We start from the raw sequence: 24,266 nt of genomic DNA on the forward strand, positions 1-24,266 counted from the left end.
TAATTAATCAGCTATTATTACCTAACACAGCACGGATCTGCTCGCTGCTAAAACCGCGACGCTGCAGATACGCCATACGCTTCATTTTATCCTGATAATCAGCAATCGCTTTATCAGCAAATTTTTTCTGATAGGCGGCTTCGGCCAGGGCCCACCAATCTATTTCCAATTGCTCCGCCAGCGCGCTCAGCTCAGCTGCGGTGATTTGATGCTGCCGAGCTTCCTGCAGAATGTACTGATAGCCATAGCCCTGGCGACAGCGACTGCGCAGTAGCATTTCCAGAAAACGCTGTTCATTCTGATAGCCTTGCTGCTGACACCAGTCCAGTACTGTCTCAGCTTCTGCGCCTGAAGCGCCTTTTTGCAGGAGCTTTTGTTTCAGCTCGGCCCGGCTATGCTCCCGGCGGCTTAACCAACCGATCGCGGTTTTTCGCCAGGTTGCCAGGGTGTCCATACTCAGACCTCCAGCACTGCGTCCTTGCCCGCCGCCAGTTTTAACGCAAACAATTCGTTAAACGACAGAAAGAACGCAATGTTCAATAGTGGCACCACGACGACTAACCCCAGTAACATGGTGGGTACCGTTAACAATAACAAACCCAGGCTGAGTAAGCCAAATAACAACAGCGCCGGTATATTGCGCCAACATGCCAGAAAACTGGCCTGTAAAATTAATAACACCCGTTGTTCTTTCAAAAAGTAAGCAATAGCAACGGCATAGGCAAACAGCATGGTCGTAATTAACAAGCCGGCGACTAACAAAATCATCTGCAGCAGTAACAAGGGTTCTTGCTCACCGCTTTGTTGGGCATTCACCATCGCAGTGTACAGATGTTCCCGGAAGTGCATTAACGGCACACTGAGCAGAAAATTCAACGCCGCGATCATAATCAGAACTTGCCGGCAAAACGCCTGCTGAAACGGCCTAAACAGCCACATAATGTCAATTTTTTGCTGTTGCTGAACGCCAACAATGGCGCCATAGAGCCCGGCTGTCAGAAAGGGGCTGGCAAAAACAGCAATGATAAAAGTCAGCGTAAATTGTGCCGCCAGAAATGTGAATACGAAGGTCAGCAACAGCATTTGAATAAACACCAGTGGGTATTGTTTAAAGATTTCCCAGGCCTGCTTAATCCAGCCGATAGCCGCATTGGCCGGTAAGCGTCTGATAATCAATTTTATCTGAAACGGCTTTTCCACTCTTGCTCCACAGTTTAGTTCAGCGTCGCGCCGAAAAATAGCGCTATCATACTGCAAACGCTGCACAATTAAGAGCCTGTTCTGTGGAAAAAGCCGGCTAAAGACCGAAATCCGGCCCGCGGGCTGACAGCAACGGCGATAAGCGTTAAGATGCCGTTGTTGATTTGTTGCTCACAGAAACGGAGTTCATCTTGTTGCGCACTTTGCTGATCTGCCTGCTGCTCTTTATTGGCGCTGTGTCCAGTGGCTATGCCGCCCCACTACATAGCCAGGGCATCCCGCTGCTCCAGAACTTCAAGCCCAAAGATTACGCAGCGGGAACCCAGAATTGGGCATTACTGCAGGATAGCTCTGGCTTAATTTATGTTGCCAATAACGTCGGCATCCTCGAATACGATGGCGTAAACTGGCGCACCATTCAAACCGCGAATAAATCGGTTGCCCGCTCCCTGGCCATGGCACCAGATGAACGGATCTATGTTGGCGCCAAAGGGGAAGTCGGTTATCTGACGGCACCGCAGAGCGGTGGCCGGCATTATGTCTCGCTGACAGCTGAGCTACCCGAGAGCTACCGCGATTTTCAGGACGTGCGGCAAACCTTTGTTACCCCGGATGGGGTCTTTTTTATCAGTCGCCAATATGTGCTGCAATGGCAGCAGCAACAGTTTCGTATCTGGACTACCGACAGCGCCTTTCTGAAAGCCTTTTGGGTTCAACAACGTTTGCTGATCCGCGATCAGCAGCAGGGGTTACTGCAATGGCAGGATCAGGGGTTTGTGCCACTGCCAAACGGTGACTTTTTCCGCGACAAGGCCGTGTTCTTTCTCGAAGCCTTTGACGAACAAACACTATTAATTGGTACCCGCGACCACGGTTTCTTTCTCTGGCGAGACGGTCAGATCAGTCTATGGGCAACCGCCGTTGACCAACAACTGCAACAGGCTGAAATTTACAGTGGCTTAACTCTGCAAAATGGCCATTTTGCTATCGGTACCGTGCACGGCGGCCTGTTTATTCTGGATCGTCAGGGAAGGCTGGTAGATCGGATCACCAAGGCCTCCGGCTTACATGATCAAAATGTGCGGGCCATGGCGCAGGATCATCAGGCCGGGCTTTGGCTGGCACTGGATCATGGTTTAGCGCGCATTGCCTTGGGTTCAGCTCTATCGGTTTTTAACAGTGCCAGAGGCTTAGAGGGTAATGTCTTTGCAATTCACCGTCACCAACAACATCTTTATGCCGCTACCAGCCTGGGCCTGTTCCGGCTGGAGCAAGCCGATAATCTGGACGCCTACTTCAGACGGGTTGAACCGATCCGGCAACAAAGCTGGGATTTTTTGAGTTTTGAGCAGCAATTGCTGGCCGCCACCAATAGTGGTGTCTACCGGCTGCAACCAACTGGCCCGGAGCTGATCCGACGCTCAGAACTGGCATCAAAAGTGCTGGTTCGTTCACAGCTGGTGCCAGAACGGGTGTATATTGGCTTGCAAGATGGCTTAGCCACTATGCGTCTGGAGGACGGCGAATGGCGGGATGAAGGTAAGGTACCCGGCGTGCACGGTAACTTAAATTCTATCGTCGAAATGCCGGATGGCCAACTCTGGCTTGGCACCCTGGCACACGGCCTTTATCGTTTGCAGTTACCAGCCGAGTGGCAGGGAGGCAGTTCAGTGCCATTATCACTGAGCCATTATGATAAAAGCCATGGTCTGCCCAGTCTGAATCGGAATAGTGTGCATCTGTTACATGATCAGTTGTATTTTGCCACCGTCAGGGGCTTATTTCGGTTCCACGCTAATGAGAGCCAATTTCGTTTAGATCCAACCTTTGGCGCTTTATTCAGTGGCGAACAGCCATGGATCCGCGATCCCCTGATGGATGCCGCCGGACGGCTTTGGATGTTAATCTGGGATAATACCGCCGGCACCCGCCATGCCGGTGTTGCCCTGCCCAAAGCAGATGGCAGCTATCAATGGACAACCAGCAGCTTACAGCCGCTGGCGGATATTCCGCTGGATACCATCCTGCTTGATCAACAATTAGTGTGGTTTGGTGGCGCCGAAGGTATTTTCCGCTTTGTCGCCGATCAGTTTCAGGCCCCGCAACCAAAGCCCCCGTTACTGCGGCAGCTGACCAGCAGTGATGGCCAGCGACTCTATGATGGTGGACCGGTTCCCGCCGGACTCAGCTTGCAACCAGAGCAAAATAACCTGCGTTTTAGTTACAGCAGCCCGAACTTTGATCACCTGCAGGCAGAGCAGTTGCAAGTCAGGCTGTTCGGGCATGACGACAGCTGGTCGGCCTGGAGCTTAGAGCCCTATCGCGACTACACCAATCTGCCACCCGGCGAGTATCGCTTTGAGATCCGGGCTCGCAATGCTGCCGGCCAGATCAGTAGTGCCGATGCCCTGCATTTCCGTATTCTCGCGCCCTGGTATCAAAGTCGCTGGCTATATGCTGCACTCGCGCTGCTGTTTGTGCTGTCAATGATGCTGTTAATGAAGTGGCGCACTCATAGCCTGCTGCGTGAGCAGCAGCGTCTGGCAGCCCTAGTTTCCCAGCGTACCGAACATTTACAGCAAACCTTATCGGAGTTGGAGGCAGCACGACGGCGGGCAGAGGCAGCTACCCAGGCCAAAAGTCAGTTTCTGGCCAATATCAGCCATGAATTACGCACGCCGCTTAATGCCGTACTGGGTTTTGCTGAACTGGCACAGCAGAGCAAAGCCATTAGCGATAAGCAACTGTATCTGGGGCGGATCCGTAATGCCGGAAAAATACTGTCCAGCATTATTAATGACCTACTGGATTTCTCTAAAGCCGAAGCCGGAAAAATTCAGTTGGAGCAACTGCCGTTTAAATTACAGGACTGTATTGAGCAGGTCGTGACCTTGTTTAGTGCGCAGTTAGCCGACAAAAAACTGCCACTGCAACTGAATCTGGCGCCGGATCTGCCAGCACAGCTGGTTGGTGATCCACTGCGTTTGAGTCAGGTGTTGATTAATCTGCTGAGCAATGCGGTTAAATTTACTGAACGTGGCGCTATCCGGTTGACAATCAGCCCGCTGACCACCTCTGACGAGCGGCTATGTCTGCTGTTCAGCCTGGCCGATACTGGTATCGGCATTAGTGAGACACAACAACAGCAGCTGTTCCAGGCTTTTAATCAGGGGGATCAGAGTATTAGCCGTCAGTATGGGGGCACTGGTCTTGGACTGGCAATCAGTAAGCGTTTAGTTGAGCTGATGCACGGCCAGATCCAATTGCAAAGCCAACCCGGTGTCGGCACGACGGTGAGCTTTACGGCTTACTTTAGCAAGGCAAAACTGCCTGCGGCCAATCCTCACAGTAGCGAAGCCCCTGCGGAGCCATCGCTGATTAGCGCTGAACCCTATGACGGCAACCCACTGCTGGTCGTCGATGACAACTATTACAATCAGCAATTACTGAAACTGATGCTGGATAAACTGGGGTATCCCTGCCTGGTTGCCAGCAGCGGCGAAGAGGCGCTGCTGCTGCTAGCGCAACAGCAGGTATCTTTAGTGCTGCTGGATATTGAGATGCCGGCGATGAATGGCTATCAAACCTTGCAGGCGATCCGTCAGTTGCCAGGGCGGCAGCAGCTGCCGGTGATCGCTGTCACCGGCCATACAGCAGTGCAACTGGGAGAACGGCAAGGTCAGCTGCAGTTTGATGATATGCTGACCAAGCCTTTCAGTCTTGCCAGTCTGCAGCAACAGCTGGCCAAGTTTCTGCGCTAGCGCAGATTCGGCGCCAGCCAGCTTTCGGCCTGTTGCTCGCTCCAGCCTTTGCGCTGTGCATAGTCCGCCAGCTGATCACGGTCGATTTTACTGACGGCAAAATACTTGCTGTCCGGGTGAGCAAAGTACCAGCCGCTGACCGCGGCGCCGGGCCACATGGCATAGCTTTCAGTTAACTGCATCTGAATTTGCGCCGGCACATCCAATAACTGAAATAAGGTGCCTTTCTCGGTATGTTCCGGGCAGGCCGGATAACCAGGCGCGGGTCGGATCCCCTGATACAGCTCGCGGATCAGTTGTTCATTATCCAGCTGTTCATTGGCGGCATAACCCCAATATTCGCGCCGGACTTTTAAATGCAGATACTCCGCCAGCGCTTCCGCCAGACGATCGGCCAGCGCCTTGACCATAATGCTATTGTAATCATCATGCGCTGCCGCATACTGCGCCGCCAGCTCATCAGCACCAAAGCCGGTAGTCACTGCAAAGGCACCGACATAATCAGCAATACCAGAGCCGACCGGAGCAATAAAATCTGCCAGACTGCAGTTCGGTGCATTATTCCGTAGCGCCAGTTGCTGTCGCAGATTATGCAGGCGGCAGCGCTCGGTGGTGCGGCTCTCATCCTGGTAGATGATAATATCGTCGCCATCACTGTTGGCCGGGAAAAAGCCAAAGGCCGCTTTACCCCTGATCAGGTTCTCTTTGATCATCTGATCCAGTAGCGCATTGGCATCCTGATACACCTTCCGCGCTTCCAGCCCAACTTCAGCGTGCTGCAAAATTGCCGGAAACTTGCCGGACAGCTGCCAGGTCAGGAAAAACGGTGTCCAGTCGATGTAGTCACGCAGTACCTGCAAATCCACCTGCTGCCAGTAATGCACGCCGGGCTGTTTCGGCGCCGGCGCTACTTTCGTTAAATCCAGCGGGAATTTATTCTGCCGAGCCTCGGCCAGACTCAGCATCCGCTCACCGGGCCGGCTGCGCTGATGCTGCTCTACCGCAATACGGTACTCTTCTGCCACCCGCGCCAGATAGGCCGGTTTATGCTCTGCGCTAATTAACGACTGCACCACGGATACGCTACGTGACGCATTGGGCACATAAACCACGCCATGCGCATAATGCGGTGCGATCTTGACTGCGGTATGCGCCTTGGAGGTGGTTGCGCCGCCGATTAACAACGGCATGGTAAAACCGAGCCGGGTCATTTCTTTGGCCACATGCACCATTTCATCCAGCGACGGCGTAATGAGGCCAGATAAACCAATCACATCAACCTGTTGTTCTTTGGCGACGCGCAGGATCTCAGCGCAGGACACCATCACACCCAGATCGATAACCTCAAAGTTATTACACTGCAGCACCACCCCGACGATATTTTTGCCGATATCGTGCACATCGCCTTTTACCGTTGCCAGCAGGATTTTACCCTGCGCCCGGCCACCGGCTTTCTCTTGCTCAATGTAGGGTTGCAGGTAAGCAACAGCTTTTTTCATCACCCGGGCTGACTTGACCACCTGCGGCAGAAACATCTTGCCTTCACCAAACAGGTCGCCGACCACGTTCATGCCATCCATCAGCGGGCCTTCAATCACATGCAGTGGCCGCTCTGCCTGCTGCCGGGCTTCTTCAGTGTCCTGCTCGATAAAATCGGTAATGCCTTTTACCAGCGCATGCTCCAGCCGCTTATTTACCGGCAGGCTGCGCCAGGCATCGTCCACTTTCTCGGCGACACTGCCATCACCTTTAAATTGCGCGGCAATCTCTAACAGGCGTTCGGTGGCATCAGACCGGCGATTTAGAATCACATCCTCTACCCGCTCTCTTAGCAACGGCGGGATATCGTCATACACCGCCAGCTGACCCGCATTAACGATGCCCATATCCATACCGGCCGCAATAGCATGGTACAGAAATACTGAGTGGATAGCTTCGCGCACCGGATCGTTACCACGAAACGAAAACGACACATTAGATACGCCGCCGGAAATCTTGGCATAAGGGCAAAGGCGCTTGATTTCACGGGTCGCCTCTATAAAGTCCACCGCGTAGTTGTTGTGCTCTTCAATACCGGTAGCCACGGCGAAAATATTGGGGTCAAAAATGATATCTTCCGGCGGAAAACCAATTTGCTCAGTCAGGATCTGATAAGCGCGCTGACAGATTTCAACTTTGCGGGCCTTGGTATCAGCTTGCCCCACCTCGTCAAACGCCATCACCACCACGGCCGCGCCATAGCGGCGCAACAACTTGGCCTGCTGCAAAAAGCTCGCTTCGCCTTCTTTTAGCGAAATCGAGTTCACTACCGCCTTACCCTGAATACACTTTAGCGCCGCTTCAATCACTTCCCACTTCGAGGAGTCGACCATAATCGGCACCCGGGCGATATCCGGCTCTGCTGCCAGCAGTGTTAAATAGCGCACCATAGCGGCCTTGCTGTCCAGCATCCCCTCATCCATATTGATGTCGATGATCTGGGCGCCATTTTCAACCTGTTGCCGCGCCACATCCAGCGCCGCCTCATAATCGCCTTTTAAAATCAGTTTTTTAAATTTCGCCGAGCCGGTAACGTTGGTCCGCTCGCCGATATTGATAAATCGTGCCTGCTGTTGCATTACCACTCCACCGCAAAGGCTTCTAGGCCGGCCAAATGAAAACTATGATCGGCCGCTTTTGGTTGCCGCGGCGGCGCATCTTTTACCGCTTCGGCAATGGCTTTAATATGCTCTGGCGTGGTACCACAGCAGCCACCGACGATATTTAAAAAGCCCTGTTTGGCCCAATCAGCAATTTCTGCTGCCATCGCCTCAGCGCCTAAATCATATTCGCCAAACTCATTTGGCAAGCCAGCATTCGGATGCACAGAAACATAGGCTTCGGAGATGGTGGCCAAGGTTTCGACATAAGGACGCAGCAAATCCGGCCCCAGCGCGCAGTTCAGGCCAAAGGTCACCGGCTTGACATGCGCCAGCGAATAATAAAAAGCTTCGGTCGTTTGGCCGGACAGCGTGCGGCCCGAGGCATCGGTGATGGTGCCGGAGATCATCACCGGTAACTCCAGCTGCAGCTCTTCAAACACCTCTAACACGGCAAAGGCTGCTGCCTTGGCATTCAGCGTATCGAAAATGGTTTCCAGCATAATAATATCGGCGCCACCTGCAATCAGCGCCCGGGTCGATTCCTTGTAAGCCAGCACTAACTCATCAAAGCTGACATTGCGAAATCCGGGATCGTTAACGTCTGGCGAAATCGAGGCAGTACGGTTAGTAGGTCCTAACACACCGGCGACAAAACGGGGTTTGTCGGGTTGCAGGGCTGTGACTTCGTCACAAACCCGCCGCGCCAGTGCCGCCGCCTCACGATTGATGCGCTCTGACAGGTGCGCCATCTGATAATCATGCATCGCAATGGTGGTGGCGTTAAAAGTATTGGTTTCAATAATGTCCGCCCCGGCCAGCAAGTATTGCCGGTGAATATCGGCAATGAGTTCCGGCTGAGTAAGTACTAACAAATCGTTGTTACCTTTGAGATCGGACGGCCAATCCGCAAATTCCGCGCCGCGATAACCGGCTTCATCCAGGCGGTGTTGTTGGATCATGGTGCCCATAGCGCCATCCAGCACCAAAATACGTGAGGCCAGCAGCTGGCGTAGTTGCTGTGGCGTTAAACGAAGCTCTGTCATTAACTGTTGCCTATCTGATTCAGGTCAAAGGGCGTAGCCTGGTAAACGTAATAGTTTAACCAGTTACTGAATAATAAAAAGGCGTGCGCCTGCCATAATTTTAACGGCCCCTGGGCCGGATCATTATTCCGGTAGTAGTTCTCCGGTAAACGCGGTGCCAAACCGGCCGCCAGGTCGCGTTGATACTCATCATCCAGCGTGGTCAGATCATATTCCGGATGGCCGGTAACAAAGATCCGGCTACCACTGCTGTTTTGCAGCAAATAGGCCCCGGTGACATCGGCTTCAGCCAGGATATGCAAATCGTCATGCTGTTGGTATTTTTGTTTTGGCACCTGCGCATAACGCGAGTGCGGCACCAGAAATTGCTGGTCAAAGCCGCGCAGCAGCGGGCTAAACGGCTGTACTACGTCTTGCCAGTAAACACCGGATAATTTCTCGCCGCGAATTTCCCGCTGTAAGCCGTAGTAATGATACAGCGCAGCATGGGCGGCCCAACATAAAAATAGCGTCGAGGTAACATGGGTATCCGCCCAGCGCAGGATCTCACCAAACTGCTGCCAGTAGGTGACATCCTCATAATCAACTAATCCCAATGGCGCACCGGTAATAATCAGACCATCATATTTCTGCCCCTGCACATCAGAAAAGTAACGATAGAAGCAGTTTAAATGGCTCTCCGGTGTATGTTTACTGACATGATCATCGATGCGGATCAGCTCAATATCCAGCTGCAGCGGGCTATTCGCTAATAAACGTAATAACTGAATTTCAGTCACAATTTTATTGGGCATTAAATTCAGAATCGCGATCCGTAATGGCCGGATATCCTGGGCTGCCGCCCGGCTCTCGGTCATTACAAAGACATTCTCTGCTGATAAGGCTTCTACTGCAGGTAACTGGTCAATCACTTTAATAGGCATAGCTGGCTCCGCCTGTGGCTAGCACCATACTGCACCTGAGTCTGGTAGTCAGCTGGCACTACTGATAACTTCTATACGTTTAGACGTCTAAATAAGGCGTATTATGCCGTACTATGCCAGAAAAGCAACAGCCGTCTGTCGCAGCGGTGATGACTACGGCCGGTAAGGGCCAGCAGCAACTGACCATTCCACTACCGAAACTTGAGGTATCAAAATCGTGTTGTGAGAGTGTTGAGTGTTGAGTGTTGAGTGTTGAGTGTTGAGTGTTGAGTGTTGAGTGTTGAGTGTTGAGTGTTGAGCAGAAGATGGGGACTTGCCTGGCGAGGGCGTAAAATCATTTTTTTTAATATTTGCGAATCACTTATAAAAAACTCCGGAGCTTTTCAGGTCCGGAGTTTTGTTGTTTTAAATCAGATGCGGCAGAGCTTATAGCTCTTCCGGCTCCGGCATCTCCATCACATCATCCACTGCCACCGCTTCGCCCGGTTTTAATAACAGCCGTGCCCGCAGCTCTTTTTCAATTTCATCTGCCACCGCAGGGTTATCCTGCAAGAACTTCATGGCATTGGCTTTACCCTGACCAATCTTATTGCCCTGATAAGCGTACCAGGCGCCAGACTTATCAACTAAGCCTTGCTGTACGCCCAGGTCAATCAGCTCACCCAGTTTGTTGATACCGGCGCCATACTGAATAATAAATTCAGCTTGTTTAAAGGGCGGAGCCACTTTGTTTTTTACCACCTTAACCCGGGTTTCGTTACCGGTAATTTCATCGCCTTCTTTTACCGAGCCAATACGACGGATATCTAAACGTACTGAGGCATAGAATTTCAGCGCATTACCGCCGGTGGTGGTTTCCGGGTTACCAAACATTACACCGATCTTCATCCGGATCTGGTTGATAAAGATACACAGGGTATTGGAGCGTTTGATATTAGCAGTCAGTTTACGCAGTGCCTGTGACATTAAACGGGCCTGTAAACCCATATGGCTGTCACCCATGTCACCTTCAATTTCTGCTTTTGGCGTTAAGGCAGCGACCGAGTCCACAATCACCACGTCTACGGCGGCAGAACGCACCAACATGTCGCAGATTTCCAGCGCCTGCTCACCAGTATCTGGCTGAGAAACTAACAGCTTATCGACATCCACGCCTAATTTCTTCGCATACACCGGATCCAACGCATGTTCGGCATCGATAAAGGCACAGGTTTTACCGCTACGCTGTGCTTCGGCAATCACCTGCAACGTTAAGGTGGTTTTACCGGAGGACTCAGGACCATAAATTTCTACAATCCGGCCATAAGGTAAGCCGCCAATGCCCAGTGCAATATCCAGCCCCAGTGAGCCGGTGGATACCGCTTCAATATCCAGGGCAGTGCTGTCGCCCAGCCGCATAATAGAACCTTTACCGAACTGGCGTTCGATCTGGCTTAGTGCCGCACTTAATGCCTTTTGTTTGTTGTCGTCCATTGGTCGCTCCGGAAAAATTAGGTTAAGCCTTTAACAACTGTATGAGCATACAGTAGTCTAGTTTATTGGGGCTGTCAATAACAAGATGCATTGTCTGAGCGCATGTTCAATCGCCTGCTGACGGATCTGCTGCCGGTCGCCAGCAAAATGCAATTGCTGAGTGCTGACAGTCCCGTCGATACTAAAACCGAAACAGACAGTGCCGACTGGCTTCTTTGCCGTGCCACCGGTAGGGCCGGCAATGCCGGAGATGGCAAGCGCTATGCTGGCACCCGCCGCCTGGGCTGCGCCACTGGCCATCTCGGCTACCGTTTGCTCGCTGACGGCGCCATATTGTAATAGCGTTGCGCTGCGCACCCCTAACAATTGCTGCTTGGCTTTATTGCTGTAGGTAACAAAGCTGCGGTCAACATAGGCCGAGCTGCCGGCTACCGCGGTCAGCCAGTAGGCAACCCCACCACCGGTGCAGGATTCTGCAGTGGTGATACTGGCTTTTTTCCGTAATAATAGCTGCCCTAGTTCAGTGGCAAGCGCTAAGCTTGTTGTTTCCGCTGTCATATTTGATCCAACAGGAAGTGTTAGCACCATTATGCCGTCAGACCAGAAACCGGAGCAAGCGTTAAGCAATCATACCCCGATGATGCAGCAATATCTGGCACTGAAAAGCCAGCATCCGCAGATCTTATTGTTTTACCGGATGGGTGATTTTTACGAACTATTTTATGAAGATGCGAAAAAGGCTGCCGCCCTGTTAGATATTTCGCTGACCAAACGCGGTCAAAGCGCCGGTGAACCGATCCCGATGGCCGGCGTGCCCTATCATGCCGTTGAAGGTTACCTGGCGCGTCTGGTGCAATTGGGTGAGTCCGTCGCCATTTGCGAACAGATTGGCGATCCGGCGACCAGCAAGGGGCCGGTAGAGCGCAAGGTGGTGCGGATTGTTACCCCGGGCACCGTGACCGACGAGGCGTTGCTGAATGAGCGGCAGGATAATTTACTCTGTGCCATCAGTGAGAGTCGCAGCCACTTTGGTCTGGCGCAACTGGATCTGACCAGCGGCCGTTTTTTGCTGAATCAGGTCAGTCATGCCGATGATTTGGCCGCCTTGCTGCAACGGCTGAATCCGGCCGAATTGCTCTATCCGGAAAATTTTAGTCTACCGCACCTGACCGAACGCAAAGGCGCCCGCCGCCGTCCGGTATGGGAGTTTGAACTGGCCAGTGCCGAGCGCTTACTGTGCCAGCAATTTGGCACCCGCGATTTACAGAGCTTTGGCGTGTTGGAAGCGCCGGTTGCGCTGATGGCCGCCGGCTGTTTGATGCAATATGTCAAAGATACCCAGCGCGCTCAGTTACCGCATTTACGCAGTATCGCCCTGGAGCGGCCGGATGATTTTATCGTGCTGGATGCGGCCACCCGCCGCAATCTGGAATTAACCCATACCTTAAGTGGGCAAACTGAACATACGCTGGCGGCTGTGCTGGATAAAACCCAGACTGCCATGGGCTCCCGGTTACTGAAGCGCTGGATCCATGCGCCGCTGCGTAACCGCACTCAGCTTAATCAGCGGCTGGATGCGGTACAGGAACTGACAGAGGATTTTCAGGCGCTGCAGCCCTCACTAAAGCAAATCGGCGATATCGAGCGGATCCTGGCCCGGCTGGCACTGCGCAGCGCCCGGCCCCGCGATTTTGCCCGGCTACGCCAGGCGCTAACCGAGCTGCCAGAGCTACAGCAGCAGTTACTGCATGCCAACAGTCAGTTGCTACAGCAGCATCAGCAGGCCACCGTGCCGGTGCCGGAGCTGGCTGAATTATTACAACGCGCTATCGTCGAGTCACCACCGGTGCTGATCCGTGATGGCGGCGTCATTGCTTCGGGCTATCATGCCGAACTTGATGAATGGCGGGCGCTGGCTGAAGGTGCCACCGACTACTTACAGCAACTGGAGCTGCGCGAGCGTGAGCGTACCGGTATTAGTTCGTTAAAAGTCGGCTTTAACAAGATCCATGGTTTTTATATCGAAACCGGTCGCAGTGCTGATACCAGGGTGCCGCCGGAGTATGTGCGCCGGCAAACACTGAAAAATAATGAACGCTATATTATTCCGGAGCTAAAAGAATACGAAGATAAGGTACTGGGTAGCCAGAGTAAGGCGCTGACGCTGGAAAAACAGCTTTATGACGCGCTGTTTGACGCCGTGAGCCCCTATCTGGCGCAGCTGCAACAGCTGGCTCAAGCCTTGTCTGAACTGGATGTGCTGTGCAGCTTTGCCGAGTGTGCGGTGCTGTATCAGTATTGCCGGCCGCTGTTAACTGAGCAGATCGGTATTCAACTGACCCAGGCACGGCATCCGGTGGTGGAGCGGGTGCTAAAGGCGCCCTTTATTGCCAATCCGTTGCAATTAGACGCCTCACGGCGGATGCTGATGATCACCGGCCCCAATATGGGCGGTAAATCAACCTATATGCGGCAAACCGCCCTGATTGCTCTAATGGCCGCCATCGGCAGCTTTGTGCCGGCAGAGCAGGCGGTGATAGGCCCAATCGACCGTATTTTTACCCGCATTGGCGCCTCTGATGATCTGGCGTCCGGCCGCTCGACCTTTATGGTGGAGATGACAGAAACCGCAACCATTCTGCATCATGCCACCGCACAAAGTCTGGTATTGATGGATGAAATTGGCCGTGGCACCAGTACCTATGATGGCCTGAGTCTGGCCTGGGCCTGTGCCGACTATCTGGCCAATCAACTGCAGGCGTTAACCCTGTTTGCTACCCATTATTTTGAACTGACCAGTCTGGCGCAGCAATTACCTGCCGTCGCCAATGTGCATCTGGATGCGGTTGAGCACGGTGATGGCATTGTATTTATGCATCATGTGCAGGAAGGCGCCGCCAGCAAGAGTTTTGGTCTGCAGGTCGCCCAGCTGGCCGGGGTGCCAAGACCGGTGATTCAACTGGCACGGCAAAAACTGCGGCAGTTAGAACAAAACGGGCCAGCAACGACGCCTGAACCTGTGACCCAACTGGAATTACTGGCGCCGGAGCATCCGCTGCTGGCTCAACTGCGTCAGCTAAATCCGGATGAACTGAGTGCCCGCCAGGCGTTGGATTATCTGTATCAACTGAAACAACAACTGGATATTTGATGAGCAGCAGAATGCGTCTTAACGATTGGAGCCTGTCGGCCGTGGTAGCCGGTTTTGTTGCGGTGCTGGTTGGCTTTGCCAGTTCAGTGGCGATTGTGTTTCAGGCCGCCGCAGCGGCCGGTGCCGACAACGCCGTGATGGCGTCCTGGCTGTTGGCTCTGGGTATAGGGATGGCGCTGACCTGTATCGGTCTGTCCTGGTATTACAAGGCCCCGGTGATTACCGCCTGGTCAACGCCAGGCGCCGCGCTGCTGGCCACCAGCCTGCAAGGTCTGACGCTGGCGGAAGCGACCGGGGTCTTTATCTTTACTGCATTACTTGGGCTACTCATTGGCTTAAGCGGCATGTTTGAACGCCTGACCCGGCTGATCCCACTGCCGCTGGCCAGCGCCATGCTGGCCGGCATTCTGCTGCAATTTGGCTTTGCCATCTTTAGCAGTCTGCAGCAGCAACTGTTGTTGGTCGGCGCCATGTGTTTAACCTACCTGCTTACCAAAGCCCTGCTGCCGCGTTACGCCATCCTGGCAGTATTAGGCTGTGGTTTACTGCTGGTTTGGCTGGGCGGTGAGCTCGACCTCTCCGCCGTCAAGCTGACACTGGCGACACCGGTATGGGTTACGCCGGCGTTTTCGCTATCGGCGTTGCTGGGGGTGGGTTTACCGCTGCTGCTGGTAACCATGGCGTCACAAAATATTCCCGGTGTCGCAGTGTTACGTGCCAGTGGTTATCAGACACCGGTATCGCCACTGATTAGCAGCACGGCGCTAAGCACGCTGCTGCTGGCCCCGCTGGGCGCGTTTTCGATTAACCTGGCGGCCATAACTGCAGCGATCTGTAGTGGTAATGAAGCGCATCCAGACAGCAGCAAACGCTATATTGCCGGCATCGCTGCCGGGCTCTTTTATCTGCTCTTTGGCCTGGCCGGCGCCACTGTGGTCGCGCTGTTTGCAGCCTTCCCTACTGAGATGGTAGCCGCGCTGGCCGGGCTGGCGCTGCTGGGTACCATAGCCGCTAACCTGCAAAGCTGTACTGCCGATGCTGAGTATCGGGAAGCCGCCGTAATTACCCTGCTGGTCACCGCATCTGGCGCCAGTTTGTTTGGCATTGCCTCGGCGTTCTGGGGCTTAGTGGCCGGGGCCGTCACGGTCTTAATCCAACGCCTGACACGGCGAACTGACGGCGGCTAAGGCTTGCTGTCAGAGCGGATTCCGCGCTAAGCTCCTGCCTCTCTGATCTTATCAATAACAACAAAAAGGATGCAGCATGCGCTTAGCGAAACTGGCCTCTCTGGTCTCCGCCCTCTTGCTCAGTGGTACTCTCAGTGGTACTGCCCTGGCACAAAGCAAAGTCGTGACCGAAGCGGAAGCCCGGGCTTTACATCAGCAAATTCTGACTATTGATACCCATGTCGATATCGGCCGTGGCTATGCGACGCACCTGCTCGATCCGGGTGGCTTTACCAAAGCCCAGGTCGATCTGCCCAAGATGCGTGCCGGCGGCCTGGATGCCGTGTTTCTGATTGTTTATGTGGGTCAGGGAGCCCTGACCCCGGAGGCTTATCAGCAAGCTGCCGCCACTGCCGAGAATAGCTATCAGGCCATAATGCGGATGATCCGTGCCTATCCGGAGCAGGTTGGGCTGGCGAAAACGGCTGCCGAAGTTGAAGCCTTGCATGCTGCAGGTAAACGCATTGTGCTGCTGGGGATGGAGAATGCTTATCCGCTCGGCGACAGTGTCAAAGACGTCGCGAAATGGGCCGAGCGTGGCATCCGTTATGTGAGCTTTACCCATATCGGTCATAACCAATTTTCCGGCAGCTCTAACCCACGCGCAGATCTGAATGATGCAGCTGAAGATCCGGGCTTATCCGTCTTGGGCCGGCAATTAGTCGCTGAACTAAACCGCTATGGCATTCTGATTGACGTGTCGCACGTCGGTAAAAAGTCGATGCTCGAAGCCATCAAGCTGTCAAAGGCACCGGTCATCGCCTCCCATTCCGGCGCCATGTCGGTACACGCTAACCTGCGTAATCTGGATGACGAACAACTCGATGCGATTAAAGCCAATGGCGGTGTCGCGCAGATGGTCGCCTTTCGCAGCTATGTAGCCGAGCTCGATCCGGGGCTCAATGCTGAAATTGGCAAACTGCGCGTGAAATACCTGCCAAACGGTTGGGCTAATGCCAACGAACAGGACCGCAACAGCTACGATACCGAACTGGCTCGCCTGCGTAAGCAGTTCCCGGATGTCACTGTCGCGCAATTTGTCGATCATATTGACTATAGTGTGCAACGTCTCGGCATCGAGCATGTCGGCATTGCTTCTGATTTTGATGGCGGTGGCGGTGTCCAAGGCTGGGAAGATGCCAGCGAAACACTGAATGTGACCTGGGAGCTGATGCGTCGCGGCTATACCAAAGCACAAATCGAAGCGCTCTGGGGGGGCAATGTGCTGCGGATCTTACGCCAGGCCGAGCAGGTTGCTGCAAAACATCAATAATACCGGGTTCTTCAGCAGACTGTTATAAATGACAACGCCCCTGGCGGGGCGTTTTGCGATAGCTGATTAAACCGCTTATTCCTGAAACAGCGTCTCGATATTTAACCCTTGGTGGGTGACGATTTCCCGTAACCGACGCAGGGCTTCAACCTGAATTTGCCGCACCCGCTCCCGGGTCAGACCGATTTCATGCCCCACATCTTCCAAAGTGGAGGGTTCATAGCCCAGCAAACCAAAGCGCCGCGCCAGTACTTCGCGCTGTTTTGGGTTTAACTCCTGCAACCAGATCACCAAATGCTGGCGGATATCCTGGTCCTGTAATTCCAGCTCAGGTCCGAGTTCCTTTTCATCGGCCAGTACATCCAATAACTGCTTTTCGGAAGCACCGGCAACCGGCGTATCGACCGAAGTGATTTTTTCATTTAACTTCAGCATCTTACGAACTTCTTCTACCGGCTTATCCAGCGCAGCAGCGATTTCTTCCGGCGTCGGTTCGTGATCCAGCTTTTGTGATAATTCGCGGGCAGCGCGCAGGTAGATGTTGAGCTCTTTCACTACATGAATGGGTAAGCGGATGGTTCGCGTTTGGTTCATTATCGCGCGTTCGATGGTCTGGCGGATCCACCAGGTGGCGTAAGTCGAAAACCGAAAACCGCGCTCGGGGTCGAATTTTTCTACCGCGCGGATTAAGCCAAGGTTGCCCTCTTCAATCAGATCCAACAAGGCTAAACCACGGTTGATATAGCGACGGGCAATTTTCACCACCAGCCGCAGGTTACTCTCAATCATCCGTTTTCTGGCGGCCTGGTCGCCCTTTAAGGCCAGTCGGGCAAAGTAGACTTCTTCTTCGGCACTTAACAGTGGCGAGAAGCCGATTTCACCGAGGTAAATTTGCGTGGCGTCCAGCGTTTTCTGGCTGTCATCCCGCACAAAGAGATCTTCAGGCACCGTTTCGTCAGCGGACAGCTCGAGCAATTCCGGATCCAAATCATCATCACTGAGTAAACTCTCTTCGTTTATCTCATCTTCTTTAAATTCAGTCAGGTCATTGTCTTTTGCTGTCATATCCATCTACTCCGAACTAAAGCGCTTCAAAACCGCTGCGGCGCATCCATGCCACATGTTAATATTATTTTTAATTTTTTGTATACTATTTTGGCAAATATCGCAACGGATCGACCGACTGGCCACGGAAACGGATTTCAAAGTGCAAGCGGGTAGAGGCTGCGTCGGTTTCTCCCATCTCCGCAATTTGTTGACCCGCTTTCACTTCCTGCCGCTCCTTCACCAGGATCCGCTTGTTGTGCGCATAGGCGCTCAGGTAATCGTCGTTATGTTTGATGATAATTAAGTTACCATAGCCACGTAACGCATTACCGGCGTATACCACTTGCCCATCCGCGGCAGCATTGATCCGGCTGCCATCACGACCACCGATTTGGATCCCTTTAATCCCACTCTCCGCGGTCGAAAAGCGCGCTAAAATTGGCCCGCGGATCGGCCACTGCCAGCTAACCCGACCAACCGCCGGCGGCGGCGTGCGAAGAGGTGTACTTGCTTGACCATAACCCGTTTGCTGATTAGCTGCAACTGATTTAGCACTGGTCGTAGTGGCTGGGCGGCTGGCTGGGGTATTTGTTCCGCTAGCGGCAACAGCTTGGCCGCCAGTACCTTGTAAACGGAGTATTTGCCCGGGATAAATGGTGTAAGGCGCTGCTATACCATTGCGGCTGGCCAGGGTCCGGTAATCCTGGCCGGCACGAAAGGCGATGGAAAATAACGTATCACCACGCTGCACCACATATTGGTTACCGCTAAGCTGGGTACGTTGCTGTTGTGCCGCCGATTGCTGACGGATCTCCAGCGTAGTCACAGGCGCCGGTGCGGACTTGCCGGCGCAGCCGGTGAGTAAAATGCAGAGTAAAAGCAGCAACACCCGGCAAATAGCACTATCTGCCAGATGAGAGGGCATTACGATTCCCAGGCTGCTGACAACGATAAGTTACTCCTTGCTGCGCTCAACAGCGTTGCCCGTGCTGACCGTCTTAGCACCCGTCAGCAATTTTTCCAGGTTAAGCAGTAACAGCATAACGAGAATAGCTACCAGAAAACAAGCCGTTGCCAATAGCAAGTCATGCTGGCCGAAGGTCGCGGCATAACCGCCAGGCGTATACATGCTAGTCGCACTTTGCCAGGGCCACAACCGGTACATGGCCCCGACTACCACACCGGTTAACAGTGCCAGGGTGGCGTCATGATAATGTTTTAGTAACCAGTTTAAAAAGCGGGAGAAGCCAAGCAAGCCACTGATACAGCCCAGCAAAAACAGCAATAGTATAGCCAGTTGCAACTCCCGCACCGCCAGTAGCACCGGGGCATACATGCCGGAAATCAGCAGAATAAAGCTACCCGAAATGCCCGGCAGGATCATTGCACAAATGGCCACCGCGCCAGCGACAAAAAACATCCAGGCCGCCGGGTTAAACTGTACCGGCGCCAGGCTGCCAATCAGCACCGCCAGGCCGATCCCGGCAACAAATAACAGGCTACGGCTCAAGGTCCAGCGTACGGCTCGCAACAGTAATGGCAAGGCCGCCAGGATCAAACCGTTAAAGAATGCCCACAACGGCACCGGCCTGTGCTCTAACAGCCAGCTAATTAGCGATGCCAGTGAGAAAATACTTAGCAAGACACCGCCGAAGACACAGACTAAAAAGGTGCCATCAATCTGCTGCCAGCACGCCCGGAGCTGGCCACGGGCTAACAATTGCAGCGCCCGCAGATTGACCGCACTGATTGCCGCCAATAAGCGCTCATAGATCCCTAAAATAAAGGCCAGGGTGCCGCCTGAGACACCGGGCACTACGTCGGCGGCGCCCATTGCCATACCTTTAATCAGCCATTGTAAATACTGCATCTGTTTACTTATCCTTGCCGTCAGGCTAATTCGCCAGGCACTAAGGGTACAAAACGCACCGTCTCAATATCCTGACTTTGAAATTCGTCGCCGTGCCGCTGATAGACTCTCAGTACCTGCTGCTCGTTACCGACCGGGATCACCAAACGTCCGCCATCGGTGAGTTGCTGCAATAACGCCTGGGGCACTTCAACCGGCGCTGCGGTGACGATAATGCTATCGAACGGACTTTTACTAAGCCAACCTTGCCAGCCGTCACCATGTTTCATCGACACATTATGTAAGTCCAGCTGCTGCAAGCGGCGTTTGGCCTGAAACTGCAGCGCCTTAATCCGTTCCACCGAACAAACATGAGTGAACAGCCGCGCCAAAATCGCCGTCTGATAACCAGAACCGGTACCTATTTCCAGCACCTTACCACTGCTGCCGCCTTGTAGCAGTAATTCGGTCATCCGGGCCACTATATAGGGCTGGGAGATGGTCTGGCCCTGACCTATCGGCAGCGCCGTGTTTTCATACGCCTTGTGCGCCAGCACCGGCTCAACAAATAAATGCCGCGGTGTTTGCGCAATCGCTGACAGCACGCTGGGATCACTGATGCCCTCTGCCTGCAGCTTCTGCGCCAATACCTGGGCACTACGGGTAGTTACGACCGCCATAACTATAACCTGATCCCATTCAGCCAGTTAGCCAGGGTTTCCATGCTCTTGTAAGCCGACATATCGACATGCAGTGGCGTAATAGACGCATAGCCATTGGCGATGGCATAAAAATCAGTGCCCTCACCGGCATCCAGCTCTGGCCCGAGCGAGCCATACCAATAAATCTTTCGGCCCCAGGGATCCGTAGTGCTGGTCATGGTTTCCGCTTTATGCCGGCGGCCGAGCCGGGTCACCTGGATGCCTTTTAACTCAGCAAGTGGAATAGCCGGTACATTGATATTCAGGATCTGATCCGCCGGTAACGGATGTGATTTCAACTGCCGGATCACCTGCACCGTGACATGGGCAGCAGTGGCAAAATGTTGCTCATCCCGTCCGGCTAAGGATACGGCTATCGCCGGCAAACCCAGATGCCGGCCTTCGGTTGCCGCAGCCACGGTACCGGAATACAGCACATCGTCGCCAAGATTGGCACCATGATTAATGCCAGCGACCACCAGATCCGGCGTAAAGTCCAGCAACTGGCTGATGGCAAGGTGCACGCAATCAGTTGGCGTACCATTTACCGCAATAAAACCATTCTCTAATTGCTGGGTACGTAACGGATTAAGTAAGGTCAGGGAGTTGGAAGCGCCGCTACAATTGCGATCCGGACCAACAGTTGTGACCTCTGCGATCTGCATTAATGCCTGTTGCAGCACCTGGATCCCTTTGGCATAAACGCCATCATCGTTACTTAGTAAAATTCGCATTTAAGACTCCATTTGTGCGATATCGCGTGCCGCATCCCGGTATTCGACCAATTCTCTGAGCACACTGGTAGCAAAGCAACCGGCGGGCAGCGCAAATTGCAGCACCACTGCATCCTGTTCCACGCTAGCCCGCAACTGCTCGGGGATAACTCGCATACTGCGCCGGCCAGCCTGAACTCTAAGCAGCTCCAGCGCTTGCTGCCAGGCGTGCCAGGGCGCTAACAGCTGTTGCTCTAATAGTGCGGCCTCTGCCGTCACCATGGCTTTACCCAGGCCAACCAAAGGCGCGGTCAGATGAATATCCTGTGCGCTCAAACGCTGCTCCAGCTCTGGCGTAACCTGATCCACCACAAAGATTGAACCCGAACCCGCCAGCTGAACCACATCACCCGGTAGTAAGCGGGCAAAGTGACCGCGCCGGATCCGCCCGGCAATCACCTGGTTAAACAAAAAAGACCGGCTGGCTGACAAGGCCAGACCTCGCAGTTGCCGATCCGGAATACTCTCGCCGCCAAATAAGCGTTCGGCTAAGGCCAGGTTACCGCCGTTAATACCAAAGCGCTGCTCACCATAATAGTTCGGCACGCCCTCTGCCAGTAGTGGCAATCGTGCCAGCAGGCCAGCGCTATCGCTCACCTGCCGTAGTCTAAGGCTAAAATGGTTCCGTTTTAACGCACCCAGCCGCAATTTCCGGTAGTGGCGCACGACCTGCAGGATCCGCGAGCCTTCCAGCTGCCAGCTTTGCCAGGCCAACTCTTGTTTGATCGGCCACTTAAAACAGAACCACTGCGTGGTCACCGCATGGCGGTCTTTTAAACCGGCATAGCTGATATCCCGCACCCGCAAACCGGTTAGCCGTGCCAGCTCACGGGCAATAAACTGGGTATTCTGGCCGGTTTTCTCAATTTGCAGCAACAGATGCTCGCCGCTGCCACTGGGCTCAAAATTCAGCTCTTCTACCACCTGAAAGTCAGCCGGTTCAGTGCGGATCACCGCCCGCACTGCCGGTTTGGCATACAGATAAGGCTGCTCTGTGCTGGTAAGCATTATTGACGACACAACAACACCACCGCTTCCGCTGCGATCCCCTCTTTGCGGCCAACAAAGCCTAACTTTTCGGTGGTCGTCGCCTTTACATTGACCTGACTGATATCACACTGCAGATCGGCGGCAATACAAGCACGCATGCTGTGCACATGCGGTGCCAGCTTCGGGGCCTGCGCCATCACGGTCAGATCGAGATTGCCGATCTGATAGCCCCGTTGTTGCACCTCGGCAAACACTCGCCGCAACAAGATCCGGCTATCGATACCTTTGAAAGCCGCGTCAGTATCAGGAAAATGATGACCAATATCGCCAAGCGCCAGTGCCCCCAGCAGCGCATCGGACAAGGCATGTAACACAACATCGCCGTCCGAGTGCGCAATCAGGCCTTGCGGATAATCAATTTGTACGCCCCCGAGGGTGACCGGGCCTTCCCCACCAAAAGCATGTACATCAAAGCCGTGGCCAATGCGGATTGTCATTATCGAGGTTGCTCCAGATAAAAGGCCGCCAGTTGCAGATCTGCCGGCCGGGTAATTTTCAGATTATCACTATGGCCTTCCACCAGTAATACCGGTTGCTGTGCCCACTCCATCGCCGAGGCTTCATCGGTCACCGCTACCCCTGCTGCCAGCGCGCCAGCAATAGCTTGTCTCAGCGCGGCGGTTGGGAAAAATTGCGGTGTCAGGGCATGCCAGAGATCGGTCCGATCTACCGTGCAGTCAACTTGCTGCCGGCCACGCTTCATGGTATCACGCACCGGGGTCGCCAGAATGCCGCCATGTCCGGCTGCCAGACAACGCTCAATTAACAGTTGAATATCACTGACTCTGACCAAAGGCCTGGCAGCGTCATGCACCAGCACCCAGGGGTAACGTGCAGCATCAATCTGTTGCAACGCATTGAACACCGAATGCACCCGTTCGCTGCCGCCATTGACCCGCACGATGCGCGGATCAGTTAAACCGGTGGCGGCAAAATAGGGGTCTTGCTCACTTAGTGCCAGATAACAGGCGGTTACTGCCTCCAGCGCCAGCAAAGGCCGAACGCTGTGTTCTAACACTGTTTTGCCATGCAGGCGCAGATATTGTTTCGGTTTGTCGGCCTGCATGCGCTGCCCGACGCCAGCGGCCGGGATCACTGCGGCAATCGCCGGAAAAGCCTGTACTGCCATTAAGGATCCTGTGGGATTATCCGGAAGAAGACTTCGTCAGCAGCGATCAGTCCCAATTCGTTGCGGGCCCGCTCTTCAATCGCCTCCAGCCCCTGCCGCAAGTCGTTTACATCTGCCAGCAACATCCGGTTGCGTTTGATCAGCTCCTGGTTACTGGCTTGTTGGGTAGCGATTTCCTCTTGCTGGCGTAAATAGTCAGTAATACTCAGCTGGCCGAACCAGAGCCGGTATTGTAAGGCGGCAAGCACCAGCAATAAAAAACCTATTAAAATTCGCATGCGTTTGTTCTTCGCTTAATCCTTCACTATTATGCCGACTGCCGGCTTGCGTGCAAAGCGATATCTCAGTTGCTCTGTGCCGTGTGTGGCCGGGCAAAGTTGCGCCAGTTTAAACGGCTGGCAAGTAACAGCTCACGCAAACTGAGCAGTCGTGGTTCCGTTTTCCGCCGGTTTAACCACTGATGGCCACAGCAGGCTGCCGCCATCATCGTTTTGTCAGGCTTCAGTAAAAAGCGGTCACTGTTGCTCACTTCCAGTGGCATGCCACTAAAACTGAACCAGCCGTGTTGATTACAATGCAAGCGCTGCTGCTGCACATCTACCTCATCGACACTGTCCAGCATAATATGTTCCAGCGTTTTCTCTTCAACATAGACTGGCACTATTAAACCTGGCTTGGCCGCTTTCTGATAAAAACGGGCAATCGGCTCCGCCTGTTGTTTATTAGCCGGACATTGACTCAGCTGACGGCCATACCAGGACGCATTCTGACTATCCAGCTGCAGTTCATGCTGGTAGCGTACTATGGCACTGGCCGCACGACGAATGTAAAAAGGCAGGCTGGCTAACCTTTTCGGTAAGCTGGGCAGTTCTGCGGCCGGAATTTGTGACAGGCGAAGTAATTCACGCTCATATAAAGCGTTACAAAGTTCAGTGTAAGTCTGGTTATCCGGACTTACCTGCCAAAAATGCGGCTGAGCTTCAGGTGTCATACTCATGCCTGCGATGTTAGCCAATCGCTCAATT

21 protein-coding genes are annotated in these 24,266 nt (G+C 53.7%); 4 read left to right on the top strand and 17 right to left on the bottom strand.

What is annotated here, in order from left to right:
• Window positions 1-7: 7 nt before the first annotated feature.
• Window positions 8-454: a regulatory protein RecX gene (locus H1D31_RS12920; protein ID WP_008607292.1), complete on the bottom strand. Its 447-nt coding sequence runs from the start codon at window positions 452-454 to the stop codon at window positions 8-10.
• Between the two features lie 2 nt (window positions 455-456).
• Window positions 457-1,200 carry a hypothetical protein gene (locus H1D31_RS12925; RefSeq protein ID WP_039925065.1) on the bottom strand — a complete coding sequence of 248 codons (744 nt, stop codon included), beginning with the start codon at window positions 1,198-1,200 and terminating at the stop codon, window positions 457-459.
• 191 nt (window positions 1,201-1,391) lie between these two features.
• On the opposite strand from H1D31_RS12925, the gene H1D31_RS12930 reads away from it, so the two are divergent.
• Window positions 1,392-4,961, top strand: coding sequence for a hybrid sensor histidine kinase/response regulator (locus H1D31_RS12930; RefSeq protein ID WP_261259250.1), 3,570 nt, complete (start codon window positions 1,392-1,394; stop codon window positions 4,959-4,961).
• Here H1D31_RS12930 and metH read toward each other — a convergent pair.
• The 5 genes from metH to H1D31_RS12955 all read right to left on the bottom strand — a co-directional run bounded on the left by metH (window position 4,958) and on the right by H1D31_RS12955 (window position 11,600).
• A complete protein-coding gene (metH, locus tag H1D31_RS12935; protein WP_261259251.1) occupies window positions 4,958-7,579 on the bottom strand; it encodes a methionine synthase in 2,622 nt (873 codons plus the stop codon). The two genes, H1D31_RS12930 and metH, sit on opposite strands and share 4 nt — an antisense overlap.
• On the bottom strand, window positions 7,579-8,646 hold the full coding sequence (locus tag H1D31_RS12940; RefSeq protein WP_261259252.1) for a homocysteine S-methyltransferase family protein: 1,068 nt from the start codon (window positions 8,644-8,646) through the stop codon (window positions 7,579-7,581). Before H1D31_RS12940 ends, metH begins: the two co-directional genes overlap by 1 nt.
• Entirely contained in the window at window positions 8,646-9,569 is a 924-nt protein-coding gene (gene metA, locus H1D31_RS12945) for a homoserine O-succinyltransferase (protein ID WP_008607286.1), read from the bottom strand. Before metA ends, H1D31_RS12940 begins: the two co-directional genes overlap by 1 nt.
• A 426-nt stretch (window positions 9,570-9,995) precedes the next feature.
• Window positions 9,996-11,042 carry a recombinase RecA gene (recA, locus tag H1D31_RS12950; RefSeq protein WP_261259254.1) on the bottom strand — a complete coding sequence of 349 codons (1,047 nt, stop codon included), beginning with the start codon at window positions 11,040-11,042 and terminating at the stop codon, window positions 9,996-9,998.
• Between the two features lie 57 nt (window positions 11,043-11,099).
• Entirely contained in the window at window positions 11,100-11,600 is a 501-nt protein-coding gene (locus tag H1D31_RS12955) for a CinA family protein (protein WP_008984351.1), read from the bottom strand.
• Window positions 11,601-11,631: 31 nt separating this feature from the next.
• Here H1D31_RS12955 and mutS point away from each other — a divergent pair, with 31 nt between their 5' ends.
• The 3 genes from mutS (at window position 11,632) to H1D31_RS12970 (ending at window position 16,692) form a co-directional block, all read left to right on the top strand.
• Window positions 11,632-14,193, top strand: coding sequence for a DNA mismatch repair protein MutS (gene mutS / locus H1D31_RS12960; protein ID WP_261259255.1), 2,562 nt, complete (start codon window positions 11,632-11,634; stop codon window positions 14,191-14,193).
• Window positions 14,193-15,380 carry a benzoate/H(+) symporter BenE family transporter gene (locus H1D31_RS12965; protein WP_261259256.1) on the top strand — a complete coding sequence of 396 codons (1,188 nt, stop codon included), beginning with the start codon at window positions 14,193-14,195 and terminating at the stop codon, window positions 15,378-15,380. Before mutS ends, H1D31_RS12965 begins: the two co-directional genes overlap by 1 nt.
• Window positions 15,381-15,456: 76 nt before the next feature.
• The gene (locus H1D31_RS12970; RefSeq protein ID WP_261259257.1) at window positions 15,457-16,692 is read left to right on the top strand and encodes a dipeptidase; all 1,236 of its coding nucleotides are present in this window, start codon (window positions 15,457-15,459) and stop codon (window positions 16,690-16,692) included.
• Between the two features lie 75 nt (window positions 16,693-16,767).
• On the opposite strand, the gene rpoS is transcribed toward H1D31_RS12970, so the two are convergent.
• The 10 genes from rpoS to H1D31_RS13020 all read right to left on the bottom strand — a co-directional run bounded on the left by rpoS (window position 16,768) and on the right by H1D31_RS13020 (window position 24,232).
• Window positions 16,768-17,757, bottom strand: a complete 990-nt coding sequence (gene rpoS / locus H1D31_RS12975; protein ID WP_261259258.1) for an RNA polymerase sigma factor RpoS — start codon at window positions 17,755-17,757, stop codon at window positions 16,768-16,770.
• Window positions 17,758-17,842: 85 nt separating this feature from the next.
• A complete protein-coding gene (locus H1D31_RS12980; RefSeq protein WP_008951312.1) occupies window positions 17,843-18,664 on the bottom strand; it encodes a peptidoglycan DD-metalloendopeptidase family protein in 822 nt (273 codons plus the stop codon).
• A gap of 30 nt (window positions 18,665-18,694) precedes the next feature.
• On the bottom strand, window positions 18,695-19,609 hold the full coding sequence (locus H1D31_RS12985; protein WP_261259259.1) for a DUF368 domain-containing protein: 915 nt from the start codon (window positions 19,607-19,609) through the stop codon (window positions 18,695-18,697).
• Window positions 19,610-19,629: 20 nt separating this feature from the next.
• Window positions 19,630-20,268 carry a protein-L-isoaspartate(D-aspartate) O-methyltransferase gene (locus H1D31_RS12990; protein ID WP_261259260.1) on the bottom strand — a complete coding sequence of 213 codons (639 nt, stop codon included), beginning with the start codon at window positions 20,266-20,268 and terminating at the stop codon, window positions 19,630-19,632.
• Between the two features lie 2 nt (window positions 20,269-20,270).
• Window positions 20,271-21,023, bottom strand: a complete 753-nt coding sequence (gene surE, locus H1D31_RS12995) for a 5'/3'-nucleotidase SurE (RefSeq protein ID WP_261259261.1) — start codon at window positions 21,021-21,023, stop codon at window positions 20,271-20,273.
• Window positions 21,024-22,082, bottom strand: a complete 1,059-nt coding sequence (truD, locus tag H1D31_RS13000; RefSeq protein ID WP_261259263.1) for a tRNA pseudouridine(13) synthase TruD — start codon at window positions 22,080-22,082, stop codon at window positions 21,024-21,026.
• Complete coding sequence (ispF, locus tag H1D31_RS13005) at window positions 22,070-22,549, bottom strand: 2-C-methyl-D-erythritol 2,4-cyclodiphosphate synthase (protein ID WP_008607268.1); 480 nt, start codon at window positions 22,547-22,549, stop codon at window positions 22,070-22,072. The genes truD and ispF overlap by 13 nt, the downstream gene beginning before the upstream one ends.
• Entirely contained in the window at window positions 22,549-23,241 is a 693-nt protein-coding gene (gene ispD, locus H1D31_RS13010) for a 2-C-methyl-D-erythritol 4-phosphate cytidylyltransferase (RefSeq protein ID WP_261259264.1), read from the bottom strand. Before ispD ends, ispF begins: the two co-directional genes overlap by 1 nt.
• Window positions 23,241-23,519, bottom strand: a complete 279-nt coding sequence (gene ftsB / locus H1D31_RS13015; protein WP_008607266.1) for a cell division protein FtsB — start codon at window positions 23,517-23,519, stop codon at window positions 23,241-23,243. The genes ispD and ftsB overlap by 1 nt, the downstream gene beginning before the upstream one ends.
• Window positions 23,520-23,584: 65 nt before the next feature.
• Complete coding sequence (locus H1D31_RS13020; RefSeq protein WP_261259265.1) at window positions 23,585-24,232, bottom strand: hypothetical protein; 648 nt, start codon at window positions 24,230-24,232, stop codon at window positions 23,585-23,587.
• Between the last annotated feature and the right edge of the window lie 34 nt (window positions 24,233-24,266).

Origin of the sequence: Alishewanella sp. BS5-314 (genome assembly GCF_025377695.1) — a bacterium.
GTDB classification, from domain to species: Bacteria; Pseudomonadota; Gammaproteobacteria; order Enterobacterales; family Alteromonadaceae; genus Alishewanella; species Alishewanella aestuarii.

Coding starts and splice junctions, on each gene's coding strand:
- H1D31_RS12920 (WP_008607292.1), bottom strand. CDS start 454: ATGGACACCCTGGCAACCTGGCGAAAAACCGCGATCGGTTGGTTAAGC.
- metH (WP_261259251.1), bottom strand. CDS start 7,579: ATGCAACAGCAGGCACGATTTATCAATATCGGCGAGCGGACCAACGTT.
- H1D31_RS12940 (WP_261259252.1), bottom strand. CDS start 8,646: ATGACAGAGCTTCGTTTAACGCCACAGCAACTACGCCAGCTGCTGGCC.
- metA (WP_008607286.1), bottom strand. CDS start 9,569: ATGCCTATTAAAGTGATTGACCAGTTACCTGCAGTAGAAGCCTTATCA.
- recA (WP_261259254.1), bottom strand. CDS start 11,042: ATGGACGACAACAAACAAAAGGCATTAAGTGCGGCACTAAGCCAGATC.
- H1D31_RS12955 (WP_008984351.1), bottom strand. CDS start 11,600: ATGACAGCGGAAACAACAAGCTTAGCGCTTGCCACTGAACTAGGGCAG.
- mutS (WP_261259255.1), top strand. CDS start 11,632: ATGCCGTCAGACCAGAAACCGGAGCAAGCGTTAAGCAATCATACCCCG.
- H1D31_RS12965 (WP_261259256.1), top strand. CDS start 14,193: ATGAGCAGCAGAATGCGTCTTAACGATTGGAGCCTGTCGGCCGTGGTA.
- H1D31_RS12970 (WP_261259257.1), top strand. CDS start 15,457: ATGCGCTTAGCGAAACTGGCCTCTCTGGTCTCCGCCCTCTTGCTCAGT.
- rpoS (WP_261259258.1), bottom strand. CDS start 17,757: ATGACAGCAAAAGACAATGACCTGACTGAATTTAAAGAAGATGAGATA.
- H1D31_RS12980 (WP_008951312.1), bottom strand. CDS start 18,664: ATGCCCTCTCATCTGGCAGATAGTGCTATTTGCCGGGTGTTGCTGCTT.
- H1D31_RS12985 (WP_261259259.1), bottom strand. CDS start 19,609: ATGCAGTATTTACAATGGCTGATTAAAGGTATGGCAATGGGCGCCGCC.
- H1D31_RS12990 (WP_261259260.1), bottom strand. CDS start 20,268: ATGGCGGTCGTAACTACCCGTAGTGCCCAGGTATTGGCGCAGAAGCTG.
- surE (WP_261259261.1), bottom strand. CDS start 21,023: ATGCGAATTTTACTAAGTAACGATGATGGCGTTTATGCCAAAGGGATC.
- ispF (WP_008607268.1), bottom strand. CDS start 22,549: ATGACAATCCGCATTGGCCACGGCTTTGATGTACATGCTTTTGGTGGG.
- ispD (WP_261259264.1), bottom strand. CDS start 23,241: ATGGCAGTACAGGCTTTTCCGGCGATTGCCGCAGTGATCCCGGCCGCT.
- ftsB (WP_008607266.1), bottom strand. CDS start 23,519: ATGCGAATTTTAATAGGTTTTTTATTGCTGGTGCTTGCCGCCTTACAA.
- H1D31_RS13020 (WP_261259265.1), bottom strand. CDS start 24,232: ATGACACCTGAAGCTCAGCCGCATTTTTGGCAGGTAAGTCCGGATAAC.